We start from the raw sequence: 17,535 nt of genomic DNA, 5'->3' as shown, positions 1-17,535 counted from the left end.
TCGGCGTACCCGACGGCCGTCACCGTACCGCCGCGGGCCGCTACTTGCCGGAGTCCGTCGTGAGCGCGAAGCGCTGGAGGTCGGACAGGACCGTCTTCGGGTCGCCGTGCACGGCCTGGCCGATGTTCTTCTTGACCTCGTCGCTGACCGGGCCCCACGAGGTCTTGTTGACCGGGTAGAACACGGCGTCGGGCAGCAGGTTCAGGAACTGGACCAGGTCCTTGTTGGCCGGGTTCTTCCGCATCGCCTGGGACGCGGTGATGGTCACCGGCAGCAGCCCGTACTGGTTGAGGAACTTCAGCGAATTCTGCTCGTTGAAGACGAACTGGAGGAATTTGCCGTCCGCGTCCCGGTTGCCGTTCTGCTTGAACGCCATCATCCAGTCGGCGACGCCGAGGGTGTCGCTGCTGGGGCCGCTCTGGCCGGGCAGCGGGACGACGCCGACGTCGATACCGGCGGCCTTGGCCTGGGTGAGCAGGGTGGGGTGGCCCATGACCATGCCCGCCTTGCCGGCCAGGAAGGCGGCGAAGGTGTCGCGGCGGTTGGTCTTGGCGGGGTCGGTCGGGCCGACCAGGCCGGTCTGGACGAGGTTCTTCTTGACCCAGGCGAACGCCTCGACGTTGGGCGCGGAGTCGAAGGTGTAGCTGCCGACGGTGTCGGTGTAGCCGCCCTGCGCGCCGAGCATCCACATCAGGGACTCGGCCTGCGCCTCCTCGGGGGCCAGCGGCAGTCCGTAGGGCACCTTCACGCCGTCGGCCTTGAGCTTGACCGCGTCGGCCTTGAGCTCGTCCCAGGTCTCGGGGGCGTGCTTGATGCCCGCGCTCTTGAAGAGCTTCTTGTTGTAGAAGAACATGCGCGAGCTGGAGACGAAGGGTATGCCGTACTGGGTGCGGTCCACGGAACCGGCGTTGACCATCGAGGGGATGAAGTCCGACTGCATGCTGATCGGGAACAGCTCGTCGGCGCTGTAGAGCTGCTTGCCGGCGGCGTAGGCCGCGTAGGAGCCGATCTGCGCGACGTCGGGGGCCTTGTTCGCCTTGACCATCTGGGCGACCTTGTCGTCCACGTGGTCCCAGTCGATGATCTCGACGTTGATCTTGATGTGCGGGTTGCGCGCCTCGAAGGAGCGCGCGAGGTCGTCCCAGTACGTCTTGGAGCTGTTGTTCGTCTTCGGGTCGCCGTAGTCGGCAGCGACGAAGTGCAGGGTGACGTCGCTGTTCAGCGGTGAACTGTTGCCGCACGCCGTAAGAGTGGTGATCGCCAGGGCCGACGTGATGCCGATCGCCGCCAAGCCGTGAAGTCGTCGCCGCTGCACCGTTCCTACCGCCTTCTTGCACACTTGCTCGCGTACCGCTACGGAAGCGTCGAGTCTTCCCCACACCTTTGCCCAAGGTCTACACCATGAGTGGTATCGCTTGCGCAACGGGTCCGCGCGCGGACCGGCGACGGGTCCGCGCGCGGACCGGCGACGGGCGCGCTCCGGGACCGGCGGGAGACCGGCACGCGAGCGGCACGCGACCTGCGCGGGACCAGCCCGGAAAGCGGCCAGGAAAGCGGCCCGGAAAGCGGCACGGAACCGGCGTACGTCCGGCGGGCGTCCGTCGTGTGTCCCCCGGATGTCCCGTCGCGGCGCGCCCGAGTGTCCCGTTGCTCCGCAAACGCCGCCTGACGCGTGATCTTTCCTCGCGGAGTGGACTAGACCTTTTTAGGTGTTAGCCGCGACACTGTCCCCGTGAGACATGTCATCGCTCTCGATGTGGGCGGCACCGGAATGAAGGCCGCGCTGGTCGGCGCGGACGGAACGCTCCTGCACCAGGCGCGCCGTCCGACCGGCAGAGAACGCGGCCCCGACGCCGTGGTCGCCGCGATCCTCGACTTCGCGGCCGAACTGCGCGACCACGGCGTGCGCGAGTACGGCGAACCCGCCGCCGCGGCCGGGGTCGCGGTGCCCGGCATCGTCGACGACGTCAACGGGATCGCCGTCTACGCAGCGAACCTCCGCTGGAAGGACGTCCCGCTGCGGGCGTTGATGTCCGAGCGACTGGACGGCGTACCGGTCGCGCTCGGCCACGACGTCCGCACCGGCGGCCTCGCCGAGGGCCGGATCGGCGCGGGCAACGGCGCCGACCGCTTCCTCTTCCTCCCGCTGGGCACCGGCATCGCGGGCGCCATCGGCATCGAGGGCCGGATCGAGGCGGGCGCGCACGGCTACGCGGGCGAGATCGGGCACATCGTGGTCCGCCCCGGCGGCCCGGAGTGCGGCTGCGGGCAGCGCGGCTGTCTCGAGGCGCTGGCCTCGGCGGGCGCGGTCTCGCGCGCCTGGGCCGAGGCGAGCGGCGACCCGGACGCGGACGCCGCGGACTGCGCGCGCGCCGTCGAGACCGGCGACCCGCGGGCGCTCGCGGTGTGGGGCGAGGCGATCGGCGCGCTGGCCGACGGCCTGGTCACCGGGCTCACCCTTCTGGACCCGCGCGTGCTGATCATCGGCGGCGGGCTCGCGGAGGCCGGGGACACCCTCTTCGGGCCGCTGCGCGCGGCCGTGGAGGCACGTATCACCTTCCAGAAACTTCCCCTCATCGTCCCCGCCGCGCTGGGGGACACCGCTGGATGCCTGGGCGCCGGCCTGCTCGCCTGGGATCTACTCTCCGTGGAGGTAACCGCCTGATGGCCCCCGTAACGACAACGCAGCGCACGGTGCTGGCGGGTGCCCGTGTGGTCCTGCCGTCAGGTGTGGTGGAAGGCGGCCGGCTGACCGTCGAGGGCACCCGGATCGCGGCGAACGAGGCCGACGAGCACGTCTCGACGGCCACCGTGGACCTCGCGGGCCACACCGTCGTGCCCGGCTTCGTGGACATCCACAACCACGGCGGCGGCGGCGCGTCCTTCACCTCGGGCACCGCCGACGACATCCTCACCGGTGTGCGCACCCACCGCGCGCACGGCACGACCACGGTGGTCGCCTCGACCGTCACCAACGCGCTGGACGTCCTGGCCAAGCAGGCCGGGCTGCTGTCCGAGCTGGTGGAGCAGGGCGACCTCGCCGGAATCCACTACGAGGGCCCGTTCATCTCGCCGTGCCGCAAGGGCGCGCACGACGAGGCGCTGCTGCGCGACCCCGACCCGGCCGATGTGCGCAAGCTGGTCGAGGCGGGCCGCGGGGCCGTCCGGATGGTCACCCTGGCGGCCGAACTGCCCGGCGGAATCGATTCCGTACGGCTGCTGGCCGACCTCGGCGTGATCGCGGCGATCGGCCACACCGACGCCACGTACGAGCAGACGCTGGAGGCCATCGACGCGGGCGCGACCGTGGCCACCCACCTGTTCAACGCGATGCCGCCGCTCCAGCACCGCGCGCCCGGCCCGATCGCGGCGCTGCTGGAGGACGAGCGGGTGACCGTCGAGCTGATCAACGACGGTACGCATCTGCACCCGGCCGTCCTGGAGCTGGCCTTCGGGAGCGCGGGCGCCGGGCGGGTCGCCTTCATCACCGACGCGATGGACGCGGCCGGTTTCGGCGACGGCCACTACGACCTGGGCCCGATGAAGGTCGAGGTGCTCGACGGGGTCGCGCGGCTGGTCGAGGGCGGCTCGATCGCCGGGTCGACGCTCACCCTGGACACCGCCTTCAAGCGGGCCGTCACGCTGGACGGGCTGTCGCTGACCGACGCCGTACGCGCCATCTCCACCAACCCGGCGCGGCTGCTCGGCCTGGACGACCGCATCGGCACGCTGGAGCCCGGCAAGGACGCGGACCTGGTGGTGCTGGACGCGGCGTACGACCTGGTGGGCGTCATGCGCAAGGGCGAGTGGGTCGTCCGGCCCGACTAGCCGTCGCCGGAGGGTGCGCCCGGGAGGTGTGTTCGGGGGCGCCCGGGCGGTGGGTTCACCCGATTTTCGCGGATTCTCGCTAAAAGCTGCGTAACGGCGGTCGGCGCGCACTGGGCCGACCGCCGTACTTTTGTCATCATCGTCAGGTGATCATCACCGTCACGCTGAACGCCGCCCTCGATGTGACCTACCGGGTCCCGTCGCTCCGACCGCACTCCACCCACCGGGTCACCCACACCGCGGAACGCCCCGGCGGCAAGGGACTCAACGTCGCCCGCGTGCTGGCCGCGCTCGGCCGCCCCGCCGTCGTCACCGGCTTCGTCGGCGGCCCGGTCGGCGCCGAGCTGCGCGAACGGCTCGCCGAGCGGGCCGCCGAGTACGACGACGGGCTGCTGACCGACGCGCTGGTGCCCATCGCGGGCACCACCCGCCGCACGGTGGGCGTCGTGGACGACACGACCGGCGACACGACGATGTTCAACGAACCGGGGCCCACGGTCACCCCGCGCGAGTGGGGCGGGTTCCTGGAGCGCTACCGCGCGCTGCTCGCCGACGGCCGCGCGACGGCCGTGGCGCTGTGCGGCAGCCTGCCGCCGGGACTGCCGGTGGGCGCGTACGCGGAGCTGGTGCGCGAGGCGCGGGCCGCCGGGGTGTTCGTGCTGCTGGACACCAGCGGGGAGCCGCTGCGCCGCGGGCTGGCCGCGCGCCCCGACCTGATCAAGCCGAACGCGGTGGAGCTGACCGGCCTGACCGGCTTCTCCGAGCCCGCCCGCGCGGCCGGTGACGCCCGGCGGCGCGGCGCCCGCGCGGTGGCCGCCTCGCTCGGCGAGGACGGGATGCTGGCGCTGACCGAGGAGGGCGGCTGGCAGGCGCTGCCGCCCGCGCGCCTGGCGGGCAATCCGACGGGCGCGGGCGACTCGGCGGTGGCGGGGCTGCTGTCCGGGCTCGCGGAGGGCCTGACGTGGCCGCGCCGGCTGGCGCGGGCCGTCGCGCTGTCGGCGGCCACGGTCGCGGCGCCCGCGGCGGGCGAATTCGACGCGGCCGTCTACGCGGAGCTGCTGCCCCAGGTGACGGTGGTGCCCGCGGAGCCCGGCGCGGCGGTGTGAGGGCGGGCCCCGGCGGCGGCTACTCGGTGACCTGGCCCTGCTTGAGTTCGAACTGGTCCAGGTTGACCGCGCACTGATTGCCCTGCTGGCAGCTCAGCGTCACGGTGTTGGAGCCCTCCTTGAGGTCGATCCAGGAGTAGGTGTGGTTGTTCCACGCCTTCGCCCAGTCCGTGTAGTGGCCGTAGTTCTTCAGATTGACGGGGCCGCTGCGCGCCTTGCCGTTCACCCCGAGGGTGAGCGTCGCGTCGTCGCCCGCGTTCCCGTAGTACGTGAAGAGCGTGTACGGGCCGTCCTTCGGCACCGTCACCGTCCACGTCACGGTCGCGCCGACCTGCGTCAGGTGGTCGACATAGGTGCCGCCCGCCGCGCTCGCGCCCGGGTGCTCGGTGCTCGTCTGCGCGCCGCCCGTCAGGACGAGCGTCGAGGCGTCGGTCTTCTTCGAGTCGTACGGGGTCGGCTCCGCGGAGACCGACGGCGTCGTCTCGGTGGGCGCGGCCGAGGTGACCGCCGGACTGGACGGCTTGTCGCTGGCCTTCTTGTCGCCGTCGCCCGAGCCGTTGGTCATCGCGAAGGCGATGCCGATGGCCACGGCCGCGACCACGGCGACCGCCGCGATCAGCAGACCCTTGCGGTTGGGCGCGCCGCCGCCCTGCTGGCCGCCGCCGCCCGCGCGACGGGTGTGCGGGGGCTGCGCGGGAGGCTGCTGGCCGGGATAACCCTGCTGGCCCGGGTATCCCTGCTGGCCCTGCTGCCCTTGCTGGCCGCCGTACTGCTGCTGGCCGGGCTGCTGGCCGTACGCCTGCGTCTGCTGCTGGGTCTGCTGCGGATAGCCGTAGCCGGAGGGCGACTGCTGCTGCGGGTAGCCGTAGCCCGAGGGCGTCTGCGGCGGCTGCGGACGACGCTCACCGACCCGCTGGATCTGGTGGTGCGAGGTACGCGGCATGCCCGGCTGCTGCACCGGGGCCTGCTCGGGCTGCTGCTCGCCGCCCTCCGACCGGTAGAGATAACCGAACGGGTCGTCGTTCTCAGGGGCGCCGTCGTTTCCGGCAGTCATCCGCTGTCCACTCCCTCACTGCACTGCACACACGCTGCACACGCCGTCGCGGCGCCTGTGGTATCTCCGGAACACTACCGGCCCCGAGAGACACCCCGCTCAAGCCTTCGACGCATCTCCAGGTCAGGAAGGTTCCCCTGTGAGCAGGCACACTTCACCGGACACGTACCGTTAACCCCGTGGACAGCGAGTGGCGGGAGCGGTGGGTGCCCTGGCGGGAGGCCATGGACCGCGCCCTGTACGGCCCCGAGGGCTTCTTCGTACGGGAGTGGCCCGCGGCGCATTTCCGTACCTCCGTGCACGCCTCCGCGCTCTTCGCGGGGGCCGTCGCCGAGCTGCTGGTCCGGGTCGACGCGGCCCTCGGGCACCCGGCCGAGCTGGCCTTCACCGACATGGGCGCGGGCCGCGCGGAGCTGTGCTCCGGGGTGCTGGCCGCGCTCCCCGCGCCGGTCGCCGGCCGCGTACGCGTCCACGCCGTCGAACGCGCGCCGCGCCCGCCGGGGCTCGACCCGCGGATCACCTGGAGCGACCGGCCGCCGCGCGGTGTGCGCGGCCTGCTCTTCGCCAACGAGTGGCTGGACAATGTGCCGCTCGACGTCGCCGAGACGGACGAGGCGGGCGTGCCCCGCCAGGTGCTGGTCCGCCCGGCCGACGGCGCGGAGCGCCTCGGCGAGCCGGTGCGCGGCGCCGACGCGCGGTGGCTGGAGCGGTGGTGGCCGCCGTCGCCGGAGCCCGGCGCCCGCGCCGAGATCGGGCTGCCGCGCGAGGCCGCCTGGGCCGAGGCGGTCGGCTCGCTGGACGCCGGGGCGGCCGTCGCCGTCGACTACGCCCACACGCGCGCGGCGCGGCCCCCGTACGGCACGCTCACCGGCTACCGCGACGGCCGCCAGGTGGAGCCCGTCCCCGACGGCTCCCGCGACCTCACCGCCCATGTCGCCCTCGACGCCCTGCCGGGCACGGCGCTCCCCCAACGCGCCGCCCTGCGCTCCCTCGGCCTCTCCGCCGCCCGCCCCCCGCTCGCCCTGGCCGCCGCCGACCCGGCCGCCTACGTCCGCGGCCTCGCCGCCGCGGGCGAGGCCGCCGAACTGACCGCCCGCGGCGGCCTCGGCGACTTCACCTGGCTGGTGACGGAGGTCGGCGTGACCGGCGTCCTGGCGGCGGTTCAGGACTCGGCGGACGCACGGCGGTCGCCGCGGGCGCGCTGAGCCCGCGGGCCCGGCACCGCCCGTGGGATACGGGCGGGGAGTCCTGAGAGGATGGCGGCATGACGGAGACCACGATCGGAGTCGGCGGGGCGGCCGAGGGCACCGACATGGTGCTGAACATCGGGCCGCAGCACCCGTCCACGCATGGGGTGCTGCGCTTGCGGCTGGTGCTGGACGGGGAGCGGATCCGCAGCGCGGAGCCGATCGTCGGATACATGCACCGGGGCGCGGAGAAGCTGTTCGAGGCGCGGGACTACCGGCAGATCGTGATGCTGGCGAACCGGCACGACTGGCTGTCGGCGTTCGCGAACGAGCTGGGTGTGGTGCTGTCGGTCGAGCGGATGCTCGGCATGGAGGTGCCGGAGCGCGCGGTGTGGACGCGGACGCTGCTCGCGGAGCTGAACCGGGTGCTGAACCACCTGATGTTCCTGGGCTCGTACCCGCTGGAGCTGGGCGGGATCACGCCGATCTTCTACGCCTTCTCCGAGCGGGAGAACCTCCAGCACGTGATGGAGGAGGTCTCCGGCGGCCGGATGCACTACATGTTCAACCGGGTCGGCGGCCTGAAGGAGGACCTGCCCAACGGCTGGCAGGGGCGGGTGCGCCAGGCGGTCGCCGGGGTGCGGTCGCGGATGGGCCGCTTCGACGACCTGGTGCTCGGCAACGAGATCTTCCGCGGCAGGACCCGCGGTGTCGGCGTCCTGTCCCGCGAGGCCGTGCACGCGTACGGCGTCAGCGGGCCGATCGCGCGCGGCTCCGGCGTCGACTTCGACCTGCGGCGCGACGAGCCGTATCTGGCGTACGGGGAGCTGGGCGACACCCTGAGGGTGGTCACCAGGACCGAGGGCGACTGCCTGGCGCGCTTCGAGGTGCTGCTGGAGCAGACGCACAACGCGCTGGACCTCGCGGACGCGTGCCTGGACCGGCTGGCGGAGCTGCCGCCGGGGCCGATCAACCAGCGGCTGCCGAAGGTGCTCAAGGCCCCCGAGGGGCACACCTACGCGTGGACCGAGAATCCGCTCGGCATCAACGGCTACTACCTGGTGTCGAAGGGCGAGAAGACGCCGTACCGGCTGAAGCTGCGCTCCGCGTCGTACAACAACATCCAGGCGCTGGCGGTGCTGCTGCCGGGCACGCTGGTGTCGGACATGGTCGCGATCCTCGGGTCGATGTTCTTCGTGGTCGGCGACGTCGACAAGTAGCGCCGCCGGGCGGTCCGCGCGTCACATTCGGGGTCACTGGTCCGTCAGGAGAGTGACGGCATGTGACGGAGGACCGACCGATGGACGCACCCATGGACGACGGCTTGGACGACGGTGGGCACGACGGCGTGCCCGACGGCCTGGAAGACGGCAGGCACGACGGCAAGGACGACAGAGAGCTGCTGGCGGCGCGGTTCGAGGCGAACCGCGCCCATCTGCGGGCCGTGGCCTACCGGATGCTCGGCTCGGCCGACGAGGCGGACGACGCCGTCCAGGAGGCGTGGCTGCGGCTGAACCGCACCGACGCCGCCGAGGTCCGCAACCTCGGCGGCTGGCTGACCACGGTGGTCGGCCGGATCTGCCTGGACATGCTGCGCTCGCGCCGCACCCGCCGCGAGGAGCCGATCACCGCGCCGGACGGATACGAGTACGGGTACGTGGGCGCGGTGACGCTGCCCGCGCCGGGGCCCGAGCAGCAGGCCCTGCTGGCCGACTCGGTGGGGCTCGCCCTGCTCGTCGTCCTGGAGACCCTGGACCCGGCCGAACGGCTCGCCTTCGTGCTGCACGACATGTTCGCCGTGCCCTTCGACGACATCGCGCCCATCGTGGAGCGCACCCCCGCCGCCGCCCGCCAGCTCGCCAGCCGCGCCCGGCGCCGCGTCCAGGGCGGCACCGAGGTCTCCGACCCCGACCCGGCGCTGCGGCGCACGGCCGTCGAGGCGTTCCTCGCCGCGGCGCGCGACGGGGACTTCGACGCGCTCCTGGCGGTCCTGGACCCCGAGGTCACCGTCCGCTCCGACGTCCCCGGGCGGCCCGGCGTCACCTCCACCCGCCGGGGCGCGGCCAACGTCGCGCGCGGCGCGGTCAGTTACGCCGCGATGGCCTCCACGGCGCGGCTGGTGCTGGTCGACGGGCTCCTGGCGGCGGCGGTGGACCTGGACACCGCGGACGCGCGGGTCCTGACCTTCGCGGTCTCGGCGGCGGACGGGCGGATCACGGCCGTCGACATCGTCACCGAGCCGGGGCGGCTGGCCGCGCTGGACGTGCGCCCGCTGGCGTGAATCCCCCGCGCCGTCAGGCCTGGGCGCGCAGTTCCGACATGTCGAGCTGTTCGGTCTCGTCGTGGGCCGTGAGGTCGATGACCTCGGGGCCCGACTCCGCGACGGCCTGGGCGTGTTCCGCGACGGCCTCGTCCCCCACGACGTCGTCCAGGTCGGCCACGTCGTCCAGCGCGTCCACCCCGGAGACGTCCTCCGGGTCCGCACCGCCCGCGGGCTTCTGCGTGCCGAAGAAGTCGAAGCCGCCGATGGCCCGGCTGCCGTTGCCGCCGGGGGCGCCCGGCGAGCGCTGGGGCTGCGCGTAGGGCAGGACGGCGGCGGCGACGGCCGGGACGAGGCGGTGTTCGCGGACCGGCAGACCGGCCGGTGACGTGGCGGGCGCGGCGGTCCGGGTGTGGCTCTCGGCCTCCGCCGCGTGGCGGCCCTGCGGCTCGTCCTCGGGGCCCGCGGTGTCGCGGCGGCGGGCGTCCTCGACGGTGCGCCTGGCCTGCTGGCGGGCGGCGTTGCGGCCGAGGTCCCGCAGCGCCTGATCGGCCTTGAGGAAGGCGGCGGGGCCGACCGGCGAGGCACCGCCGGTGAGGGCGAGCTGCCGCGGGGCGGAGTCCAGTTGGAGCTGACGGCGGCTCTCCAGCACCTGGGCGCGCTCGCTCTCGGCGGTGGCGTACCGGCGGAGCAGGTCGGCGTGCTCGGTGCGGAGCCTCGCCAATTCCCCGCGCTTGGCCCGGAGTTTCTTCTCCAGGCGCCCGCGTATCTCGCGGGACTCCTCCAGGTCCGTCTCCAACTCGGCGGCCCGCTCGTCGGTCCGCCACTCCTCGCGGACGCGCGCCGCTTCGAGTTCGGCGACCGTACGGCCGGCGGAGCGGTCCCAGGTGCGGGCGAGGGCGGCGCCCGCGCACGCGGTCAGCGCGGTGGCGACGGTGAGCACCCGGATCACGCCCGTATCGCCGGAGAACAGGGCGGCGGCGGCGAGGACCGCGGCGCTGCCGACGACGGTCAGCGGCGGCAGCATCCGGTGCAGCGGCTGCGAATGGCGGTGACGTCCACGGGGCATGGCCAGAAATTTAGCGTGTGTGAAGGGATCGTGGGGAGGCGGGTCCCGAATATCTGGGCGGATTCTCACGGCGATTCGTCCGGCGAATACGGAGGGCATTCGGCGCTGCACGATGTGTCCCCCCATGTGCCGTCGGCCAATGCCGTCCTCATGTGCCGCCGCGGCGGCGCCGAGGCCCGTCCGCGCCGCCCCACCGGGCCCCGGGGCCGCCCCCGTTGGGTCCGGCGCGGGGTCCGGTGCCGGGCCCAACGGGGGCGATTACGGCGGCGCCGATACCCAGGTTCGGCGACCTGGGTCCGACGTCAACTCCGGTTCGCGGAAGGGGTTGTTGGGGTATTCCCCGACGCACTCCGGGAATTTGATCTTGAGCTTCCCCGCGACGGGATCAGTGCCGCGATCAGAGCGCGATCGGTAGCGGGATCAGTAGCGGGATCAGAAAGCGCCTTCGGCCTGTGCCGCGATGTGCGCGGTGGGGACCGTCGGGGTGCCGTCCGGCGCGGTGACCGGCAGGCCCGCCGCGCGCCACGCCTGGAAACCGCCGTCCAGGTCGGTGGCCGCGCGCAGCCCGAGGTCCTGGAGGGAGGCGGCGGCGAGCGAGGACGCGTACCCCTCGTTGCAGATCACCACGACGGTCAGGCCGGGGCCCGTCGCCTGCGGGAGGCGGTGGGTGCCCTCGGGGTCCAGCCGCCATTCGAGTTCGTTGCGCTCGACGATGACGGCGCCGGGGATCGTGCCGTCGCGGTCGCGCAGCGCGCCGTAGCGGATGTCGACCAGCAGGGCGCCGTCGTGTTCCGCGGCGCGGGCGGCGGCCTCGGGGCCCAGCCGGTCCAGCCGGGCCCGTACGGCCGCCAGGCGCGCGTCGAGCGCGGTCACCACTCCTCCGGGCGCTCGACCAGCTCCAGGCGCAGCGTGCTGCCCTTGCGGCTGTAGCGGCGGATCAGCGGCAGCGGCGGGTAGTAGGCGTGCACCGAGACGGCGTGCGAGGACGGGGAGCTGTTGGTGACCTGGTGGACGTGGTTGCGGCCGAAGGCGCGGCCGACGCCTTCCGGCAGCACGCGCCTGCGGTCCAGGCCCTCGGCCAGTTCCAGGGAGCGCCAGCCCTCGGAGGGCAGCGGCACGGACAGCGACTGCTCGGTCAGCTCACCGGCGGCGGTGACGAAGACGCCGTACGAGCCGCCGTGGTCGTGCCAGCCGGTCTCGGCGCCGGGCGGCCAGCCGATCAGCCACGCCTCCGCGCCGCCGGGGCCCTCCAGCCGTACCCAGGTGCGGCCTTCGGGGTCGAGCGGCAGATCGCCGACGACGGCGGGGTCGGCGGCCACCTTGCGGGCGAAGTCGAGGAGATCGGCGGCGGTGGGCGCGGCGGGAGCGGTCGAGGGCGCGGTGGAGACAGTGGACACGGCGGAGGCGGAAGCGGCGGCGGGTTCGGACGAGGGAGCAGCGGAATTCAAGGGACACCACCCGGGGATACGCCGCGTCGGCGGGCAGCGGGGGCGTGCGTACGAGAGATCCCTTGAGAATGAAGCGTGCCGGGTTCGTACGAAAATCAGGCCGGGGCTGCGGCTACGACGCGAAAGATGAACGAAGGACGTCGGAGGCGCGCGTCAGCGCGCGGTCGTACAGATGCAGCCCGCGTACCGGACGAGGTCCAGGTGGACCTTCCGGTGCAGATGCCATCCGGGTTCGCTCACGTAGCGGACTGAACCACGCCACCCGCCCGCCGGTCAAGCCGGACGTCCGAGTGGTGGCGTCGGCCCCGCAACGGCGGGGACCACGGGTGTCGGATACGTCTCAGGATGCGGGATACGTACCCGGGGGCGGGAGGTGCGGCCGGGACACGGGTACCTCGGGCGCGGGTCAGCGGCGGTGCGGGGTCGTGCCGTGCGGCACCGTGTCGTCGTCCTCGGGGAGGCGGCAGACCCGCTCCAGGAAGATCGCGGCGGCGATCACCGCGATCCCGGCGACGACGGCCAGGCCCGCGTAGATGGCCTGCTGGCGGCGCGGGTCCATGTCGAGGTCGTACATCACCAGGTAGAGCCCGGTGCCCGCGTACATGCCGACGACGAGGGCCGCGACGAGGGCGCTGGCCTGGCCGAAGACGACCGCGCGGGCGGCGGCCAGCGGGTCGACGCCCTTGGCGCCCGGGTGCCGTTCGCGCTGCGCCTTGAGCCGGGCGCGCAGCGACAGCGCGGTGGCCAGGAGCGCGACGGCGATCAGCGCGAGCACGATCGGCGCGGCGACCGGCACGCCCGGCAGCGTCCCGACGTGGTCCCACAGCCGCGCGGCGGCCCATGAGAGCACGCCCGCCACCGCGAAGAGCCCCGCCAGCGTCCTGATCCGCAGCGTCCTCACCGAGTGCCCGCCTCCACTTTCTGTGCAGTGCGCCGTCCGCGCGCCTGTGTGCGCTCGTCCGCCCGCGCCCGCCCGTGGCGGATGCGCGGTACGCAGGTCCCAACGATTATTCGGGCAGCCGGAGTTCCACGTCCGTGCGCCGTCGCACCCCCGCGGAGCCGACCGCCCCGATCAGTTCCGCGACCGGGCCGTGCCCCGGCAGTTCGGCCGCCGGGTCCACGTCGTACCACGGCACGAGCACGAAGGCACGCTCGTGGGCGCGCGGGTGCGGAAGTGTCAGCGCCGGGTCGTCGGAGGCCACGTCCTGGTACGCGATGATGTCGACGTCGATGGTGCGCGGCCCCCAGCGCTCGGTGCGCACCCGCAGGAACGCCTCCTCGATGGCCTGGGCGCGCTCCAGCAGCGACTCGGGCGGCAGCGTGGTGCGCACCAGCGCCACCGCGTTGAAGTACGTGGCCTGGGAGCCCTCGGGAACGCCCCAGGGCTCGGTCTCGTACACGTGCGAGACGGCCTTGACCCGGACGCCGGGGGTGTCCTCCAGCGCGTCGACCGCGCCTTGCAGGGTCTCCAGCCGGTTGCCGAGGTTGCCGCCGAGGGCGATCACCGCGGTCTTGGGGTTGTTCAGGGTGAAGTCCGCCGCGTCGACCTGCGCGACCACGGAGGCCGGTACGGGCTGCACGGTCGGGTCGAACGCGGGCTTGTGGGCGTGCTCCCGACGGGGGGAGTTCACGGGCGCCTCCGGGTGATGGTCACGGTCACGTCGTCGAAGGGCACGGTGATCGGCGCGTCCGGTTTGTGCACGGTCACCTCGACCTCTTGCACGACGTCGTGCGCCAGGCACGTGTCGGCGATGCGCTGGGCGAGGGTTTCGATGAGGTCGACCGGTTCGCCGGAGACGACGGCCGTGACCTCTTCGGCGACCACACCGTAATGCACGGTTCTGGTGAGGTCGTCATCGGCCGCCGCGGGGGCCGTGTCGAGGCCCAGCACGAGGTCCACGACGAAGACCTGGCCGTCCTCGCGCTCGTGCTCGAACACACCGTGGTGGCCCAGGGCCTTCAGGCCCCGCAGCGTGACACGATCCACGAACTCTCTCCCGCCGGTCGGTCGGACGGCCGCCGTCCGGGGTGTCCCGGCCGGCGGCGGACGGGGCGGTCCGCCCCGTCGTCTGCTCCGAATCTACCGTCGGTCACCGACAGAGCCGGTCACGGGCGGCCCGCGGTCACGCTCCCGCCGTCCCGTCGAAGCCCTCGTCGTCCAGCAGATCGTCGCCGGGACCGCCGGATCCGCCGGGGCCCTCGCCGTCCTCGTCGTCCTCGTCGTCGTCCTCGGCCAGCACCGGCGAGCCGTGGTGGACCCACATCCGCCAGCCGTCGGCGGTGCGGCGGAAGACGTTGGTGGCCACCACCAGGCCGCCGACGAGCGAGCCCGCGGAGCCGTCCTCCTCGGCGGGGCCGCCGGTCAGGATGTTCTCGGTGCAGGTGACCACCGCGCTGTCGCCGTCGACGGCGACCTCCACGTCGGTCAGGAAGAACTGGATGTAATCCGTGTTGGCCATGATCAGCGCGTACGACCGCATGACCTCGCGGCGTCCGCGCAGCACCGGCCAGCCGGGGTGCACGACGGCCACCGACTCGGCCAGCGGCCCGTCCAGGACCACCGACTCCAGCGCGTCCAGGTCCGAGGTCTCCACGGCGTCGTAGAACGCCTGGTTGGCCCGCTCGACGGCGCGGGCCTCCGCGGTGCGCGGCGTCATGCGCGGACCCCCCCGATCTCGATGGCGCGGGCGACGCGGACGGCGTCGGCGCTGGCGTGCACCTCGTGGACGCGGACCGCCCAGGCGCCCTCGCGGGCGGCGATGGCGGTGACGGCCGCGGTGGCCGCGTCGCGTTCCCTGGCGGGCGGCGGTTCGCCGTTGTCACCGGCCAGGATGCGGCCGAGGAACCGCTTGCGGGAGGCGGCGACCAGCAGCGGACGGCCCAGTTCGCGCAGCGCGCTCAGGTGGGCCAGCAGCGTCAGGTCGTGGTCCGCGGTCTTCGCGAAGCCCAGGCCCGGGTCGAGGATCACCAGGCCGGGGTCGATGCCGCCGGCCACCGCCCGGTCCAGGCCCGCGCGCAGTTCGGTGACGACCTCGCCGAGCACGTCGGTGTAGACGGCGCGGTTGTTCATGTCGATGCTCTGGCCGCGCCAGTGCATGACGACGAACGGCACCCCGGCGGCGGCGACCGCGGGGACCATCGCGGGGTCGGCGAGGCCGCCGCTCACGTCGTTGACCAGCCGGGCGCCCGCGGCGACCGCCTGCTCGGCGACCGAGCCGCGCATCGTGTCGACGCTGACCAGCACCCCGGCCGCGGCCAGCTCCCGCACCACCGGCACGACCCGGCGCAACTCCTCCGCCTCGTCGACCCGCTTGGCGCCGGGCCGGGTGGACTCGCCGCCCACGTCCACCATGTCGGCGCCCTGCGCCACGAGATCGAGGCCGTGCTTGACGGCCAGCTCCGGGTCGAACCACCGCCCGCCGTCGGAGAACGAGTCGGGCGTGACGTTCACCACGCCCATGACCGCGCAGCGGTCCCACTCCGGCAGTCCGACGGGCCTGACGCGGCCCAGCAACGTACTCATGCGCCCAGCGTAGGGGCTACGCCCTACGCCACCGCACTCCGCTCGGTCGCGTCCACCGACGTCGCGTAACCGGGCTTGTGCCGGTGCGGGGGGCGGGTGGCGCGCCCGGGCAGGAAACGCTGGACGGCGTCGGGCAGCGGAAGGGACAGCGTGACGAAGCCCTCGGCCTGCATGATGGCGAAGCCGATCCTGGGCAGATCACGGGAGTTGGGGAAGACCAGGAAGCGCGGCACCCACTCGGGCTGGAACTTCGCGTTGAACTTGTACAGCGACTCGATCTGGAACCAGCGGGACAGGAACACCAGCAGACCGCGCCAGCCGCGCAGCACCGGGCCCGCGCCGATCCGCTCGCCGCGGGCCAGCGCGGAGCGGAACATCGCGAAGTTCAGCGACACGCGGGCGATCCCGAGGGCGGGCGCCTCCTGGAGCGCGGCGACGATCAGCAGTTCGTTCAGGCCGGGGTCGGCGGCCCGGTCGCGGCGCATCAGCTCCAGGGACATGCCGTCCGCGCCCCAGGGCACGAAGTGCAGCACGGCCCGCAGGTCGCCCAGTTCGGGGTGCGGGGCGCCGGGCTCGCGGTCCTTGTGCGCGGTGACGACCACGCAGTCCCCGTCCAGATCCTCGCCGAAGCGGCCGAGCGCCATGGAGAAGCCGCGCTCGGTGTCGGTGCCGCGCCAGGCGTCCGCGGCCAGCCGTACGCGGTGCTTCTCGTCCTCGCTGAGGTCCCGCACCCGGCGTACCCGGCACACGTATCCGGACCGCTCGATGCGCTTGACCATCTGGCGGACATTGCGCATGGCGCGGCCCTGGAGGGTGAAGGCGGAGGTGGTGACGATCGCCTCGTCGCCCAGCTCCAGGGCGTCCAGGCCGGTCTCGCGGGTCCACACCTCGCCGCCGGTCTCGCTGCACCCGACGACGGCGGGCAGCCAGGCGTGCGCGCGGGCCAGCTCCATGTACTGCTCGATGGCGCCGGGCCACGCCTCGACGTCGCCGATCGGGTCGCCGCTGGCGAGCATGACGCCGGACACCACGCGGTAGCAGACGGCGGCCTTGCCGCTGGGCGAGAAGACCACGGACTTGTCGCGGCGCAGCGCGAAGTGGCCGAGCGAGTCGCGGGCGCCGTGCCGGGCCAGCAGCGCGCGCAGCCGGTCCTCGTCGGCCTCGCTCAGCTCGGCGACCGGGCGTCCGGGGCGCAGCGCGAGGAAGGCGGTGGAGATCGCGATGAGCAGGCCGAGGCCGCCCAGCGAGTAGCCGACCAGGTCGTTGACCCGGTCGCTGGTGTACGTGACGGGTCCCTCGAAGCCGAACAGGCCGAGCAGGACGTGCTCGCAGCGGTCGAGGAAGCCGGGGTTGCCGCGCTCGGAGGACGGGTGGGCGCTGGTGATGACCAGGCCGAGGGAGAAGGCGACGGTGCTGAGGCCGACGAAGTTCAGCAGGGCCCGCCAGCGGGTGCGCGGGTCGGACAGCGCGGTGAACTCGTCGCGGTAGGAGATCAGCACCCACAGCAGGCCGAGCGAGACCAGCGCGCCGAAGATCGAGTGCCGGTAGACGAGCTGGGTGGCCGCGCCGACCGGCAGCAGCACGACGGCCGCCCACCAGGCGCGGACCTTCCCGCGCTTGAGCGCGTGCGCGAGCATCAGCAGCAGGACGCCGGTGACGACCGCGGTGGCGGCGGCGAGCGAGCTGACGGTGCCGGGGAAGACCGCGGCCATGTGGTGCATCCGGCCGTTGCGGAAGGCCGGGAAGACCGCGGAGACCACGTCCAGCAGCCCGATGACCGCGGCGGCGCTGCCGATGATCCCCGGGACGGCGGAGGGTCGCAGCCGCCAGCGGCGCGAACGCGGGGCACAGGCACGGTCAGCGGACATGCTTCACCAGGGTCCAGTACGAGCGAGTGAGTGGCGCCCAGTAGGACGCGAAACCCTGTCTGTGGGTTCCTTCGCGGGCAACGCAACTGTGACAGCTACGGCGCGTCTACGTAACGGCTACGGCGGCCCGGTACCGCACCGTGCCTACCGGGGCCGCCAGGCCCGTGCCCGAGCAGGCCCATGCCCGGAGGC

Annotated in this window: 17 protein-coding genes; 6 read left to right on the top strand and 11 right to left on the bottom strand. The window is 73.4% G+C overall.

The window, feature by feature from the left end; genetic code table 11:
• Positions 1-40: 40 nt before the first annotated feature.
• Entirely contained in the window at positions 41-1,291 is a 1,251-nt protein-coding gene (locus ACFZAM_RS05790; protein WP_355337328.1) for an extracellular solute-binding protein, read from the bottom strand.
• A 441-nt stretch (positions 1,292-1,732) separates the two neighbouring features.
• Here ACFZAM_RS05790 and ACFZAM_RS05785 point away from each other — a divergent pair, with 441 nt between their 5' ends.
• From ACFZAM_RS05785 to ACFZAM_RS05775, 3 genes are all read left to right on the top strand, one after another.
• A complete protein-coding gene (locus ACFZAM_RS05785) occupies positions 1,733-2,665 on the top strand; it encodes an ROK family protein (RefSeq protein ID WP_355337325.1) in 933 nt (310 codons plus the stop codon).
• The gene (nagA, locus tag ACFZAM_RS05780; RefSeq protein WP_391043049.1) at positions 2,665-3,828 is read left to right on the top strand and encodes an N-acetylglucosamine-6-phosphate deacetylase; all 1,164 of its coding nucleotides are present in this window, start codon (positions 2,665-2,667) and stop codon (positions 3,826-3,828) included. Before ACFZAM_RS05785 ends, nagA begins: the two co-directional genes overlap by 1 nt.
• 146 nt (positions 3,829-3,974) lie before the next feature.
• Positions 3,975-4,934, top strand: a complete 960-nt coding sequence (locus tag ACFZAM_RS05775; protein WP_355337319.1) for a 1-phosphofructokinase family hexose kinase — start codon at positions 3,975-3,977, stop codon at positions 4,932-4,934.
• Between the two features lie 19 nt (positions 4,935-4,953).
• Here ACFZAM_RS05775 and ACFZAM_RS05770 read toward each other — a convergent pair whose 3' ends face one another.
• On the bottom strand, positions 4,954-5,988 hold the full coding sequence (locus ACFZAM_RS05770; protein WP_391043047.1) for a carbohydrate-binding protein: 1,035 nt from the start codon (positions 5,986-5,988) through the stop codon (positions 4,954-4,956).
• A 224-nt stretch (positions 5,989-6,212) separates the two neighbouring features.
• On the opposite strand from ACFZAM_RS05770, the gene ACFZAM_RS05765 reads away from it, so the two are divergent.
• The 3 genes from ACFZAM_RS05765 to ACFZAM_RS05755 all read left to right on the top strand — a co-directional run bounded on the left by ACFZAM_RS05765 (position 6,213) and on the right by ACFZAM_RS05755 (position 9,456).
• A complete protein-coding gene (locus tag ACFZAM_RS05765) occupies positions 6,213-7,193 on the top strand; it encodes an SAM-dependent methyltransferase (protein ID WP_391043562.1) in 981 nt (326 codons plus the stop codon).
• 59 nt (positions 7,194-7,252) lie between these two features.
• Entirely contained in the window at positions 7,253-8,395 is a 1,143-nt protein-coding gene (locus tag ACFZAM_RS05760) for an NADH-quinone oxidoreductase subunit D (protein ID WP_355337313.1), read from the top strand.
• 80 nt (positions 8,396-8,475) lie between these two features.
• The gene (locus ACFZAM_RS05755) at positions 8,476-9,456 is read left to right on the top strand and encodes a sigma-70 family RNA polymerase sigma factor (protein ID WP_391043044.1); all 981 of its coding nucleotides are present in this window, start codon (positions 8,476-8,478) and stop codon (positions 9,454-9,456) included.
• 13 nt (positions 9,457-9,469) lie between these two features.
• On the opposite strand, the gene ACFZAM_RS05750 is transcribed toward ACFZAM_RS05755, so the two are convergent.
• From ACFZAM_RS05750 to ACFZAM_RS05710, 9 genes are all read right to left on the bottom strand, one after another.
• Complete coding sequence (locus ACFZAM_RS05750) at positions 9,470-10,504, bottom strand: hypothetical protein (protein WP_391043041.1); 1,035 nt, start codon at positions 10,502-10,504, stop codon at positions 9,470-9,472.
• A gap of 432 nt (positions 10,505-10,936) precedes the next feature.
• On the bottom strand, positions 10,937-11,377 hold the full coding sequence (locus ACFZAM_RS05745) for a rhodanese-like domain-containing protein (protein ID WP_391043039.1): 441 nt from the start codon (positions 11,375-11,377) through the stop codon (positions 10,937-10,939).
• Positions 11,374-11,901: a cysteine dioxygenase gene (locus tag ACFZAM_RS05740; protein ID WP_355337304.1), complete on the bottom strand. Its 528-nt coding sequence runs from the start codon at positions 11,899-11,901 to the stop codon at positions 11,374-11,376. Before ACFZAM_RS05740 ends, ACFZAM_RS05745 begins: the two co-directional genes overlap by 4 nt.
• 457 nt (positions 11,902-12,358) lie before the next feature.
• On the bottom strand, positions 12,359-12,853 hold the full coding sequence (locus ACFZAM_RS05735; RefSeq protein ID WP_355337301.1) for a DUF3180 domain-containing protein: 495 nt from the start codon (positions 12,851-12,853) through the stop codon (positions 12,359-12,361).
• A 106-nt stretch (positions 12,854-12,959) separates the two neighbouring features.
• On the bottom strand, positions 12,960-13,583 hold the full coding sequence (gene folK, locus ACFZAM_RS05730; RefSeq protein ID WP_355337298.1) for a 2-amino-4-hydroxy-6-hydroxymethyldihydropteridine diphosphokinase: 624 nt from the start codon (positions 13,581-13,583) through the stop codon (positions 12,960-12,962).
• Positions 13,580-13,939 carry a dihydroneopterin aldolase gene (gene folB / locus ACFZAM_RS05725; protein WP_355337295.1) on the bottom strand — a complete coding sequence of 120 codons (360 nt, stop codon included), beginning with the start codon at positions 13,937-13,939 and terminating at the stop codon, positions 13,580-13,582. The genes folK and folB overlap by 4 nt, the downstream gene beginning before the upstream one ends.
• 136 nt (positions 13,940-14,075) lie before the next feature.
• Positions 14,076-14,609 carry a nuclear transport factor 2 family protein gene (locus ACFZAM_RS05720; RefSeq protein WP_355337292.1) on the bottom strand — a complete coding sequence of 178 codons (534 nt, stop codon included), beginning with the start codon at positions 14,607-14,609 and terminating at the stop codon, positions 14,076-14,078.
• Complete coding sequence (folP, locus tag ACFZAM_RS05715) at positions 14,606-15,475, bottom strand: dihydropteroate synthase (protein ID WP_391043034.1); 870 nt, start codon at positions 15,473-15,475, stop codon at positions 14,606-14,608. Before folP ends, ACFZAM_RS05720 begins: the two co-directional genes overlap by 4 nt.
• 23 nt (positions 15,476-15,498) lie before the next feature.
• Positions 15,499-17,343, bottom strand: a complete 1,845-nt coding sequence (locus ACFZAM_RS05710) for a phosphatidylglycerol lysyltransferase domain-containing protein (RefSeq protein WP_355337286.1) — start codon at positions 17,341-17,343, stop codon at positions 15,499-15,501.
• Positions 17,344-17,535 lie beyond the last annotated feature (192 nt).

It is taken from the genome of Streptomyces sp. NPDC008079, from assembly GCF_042957385.1.
GTDB lineage: Bacteria > Actinomycetota > Actinomycetes > Streptomycetales > Streptomycetaceae > Actinacidiphila.
This window is presented reverse-complemented; position numbering and strand designations above follow the sequence as displayed.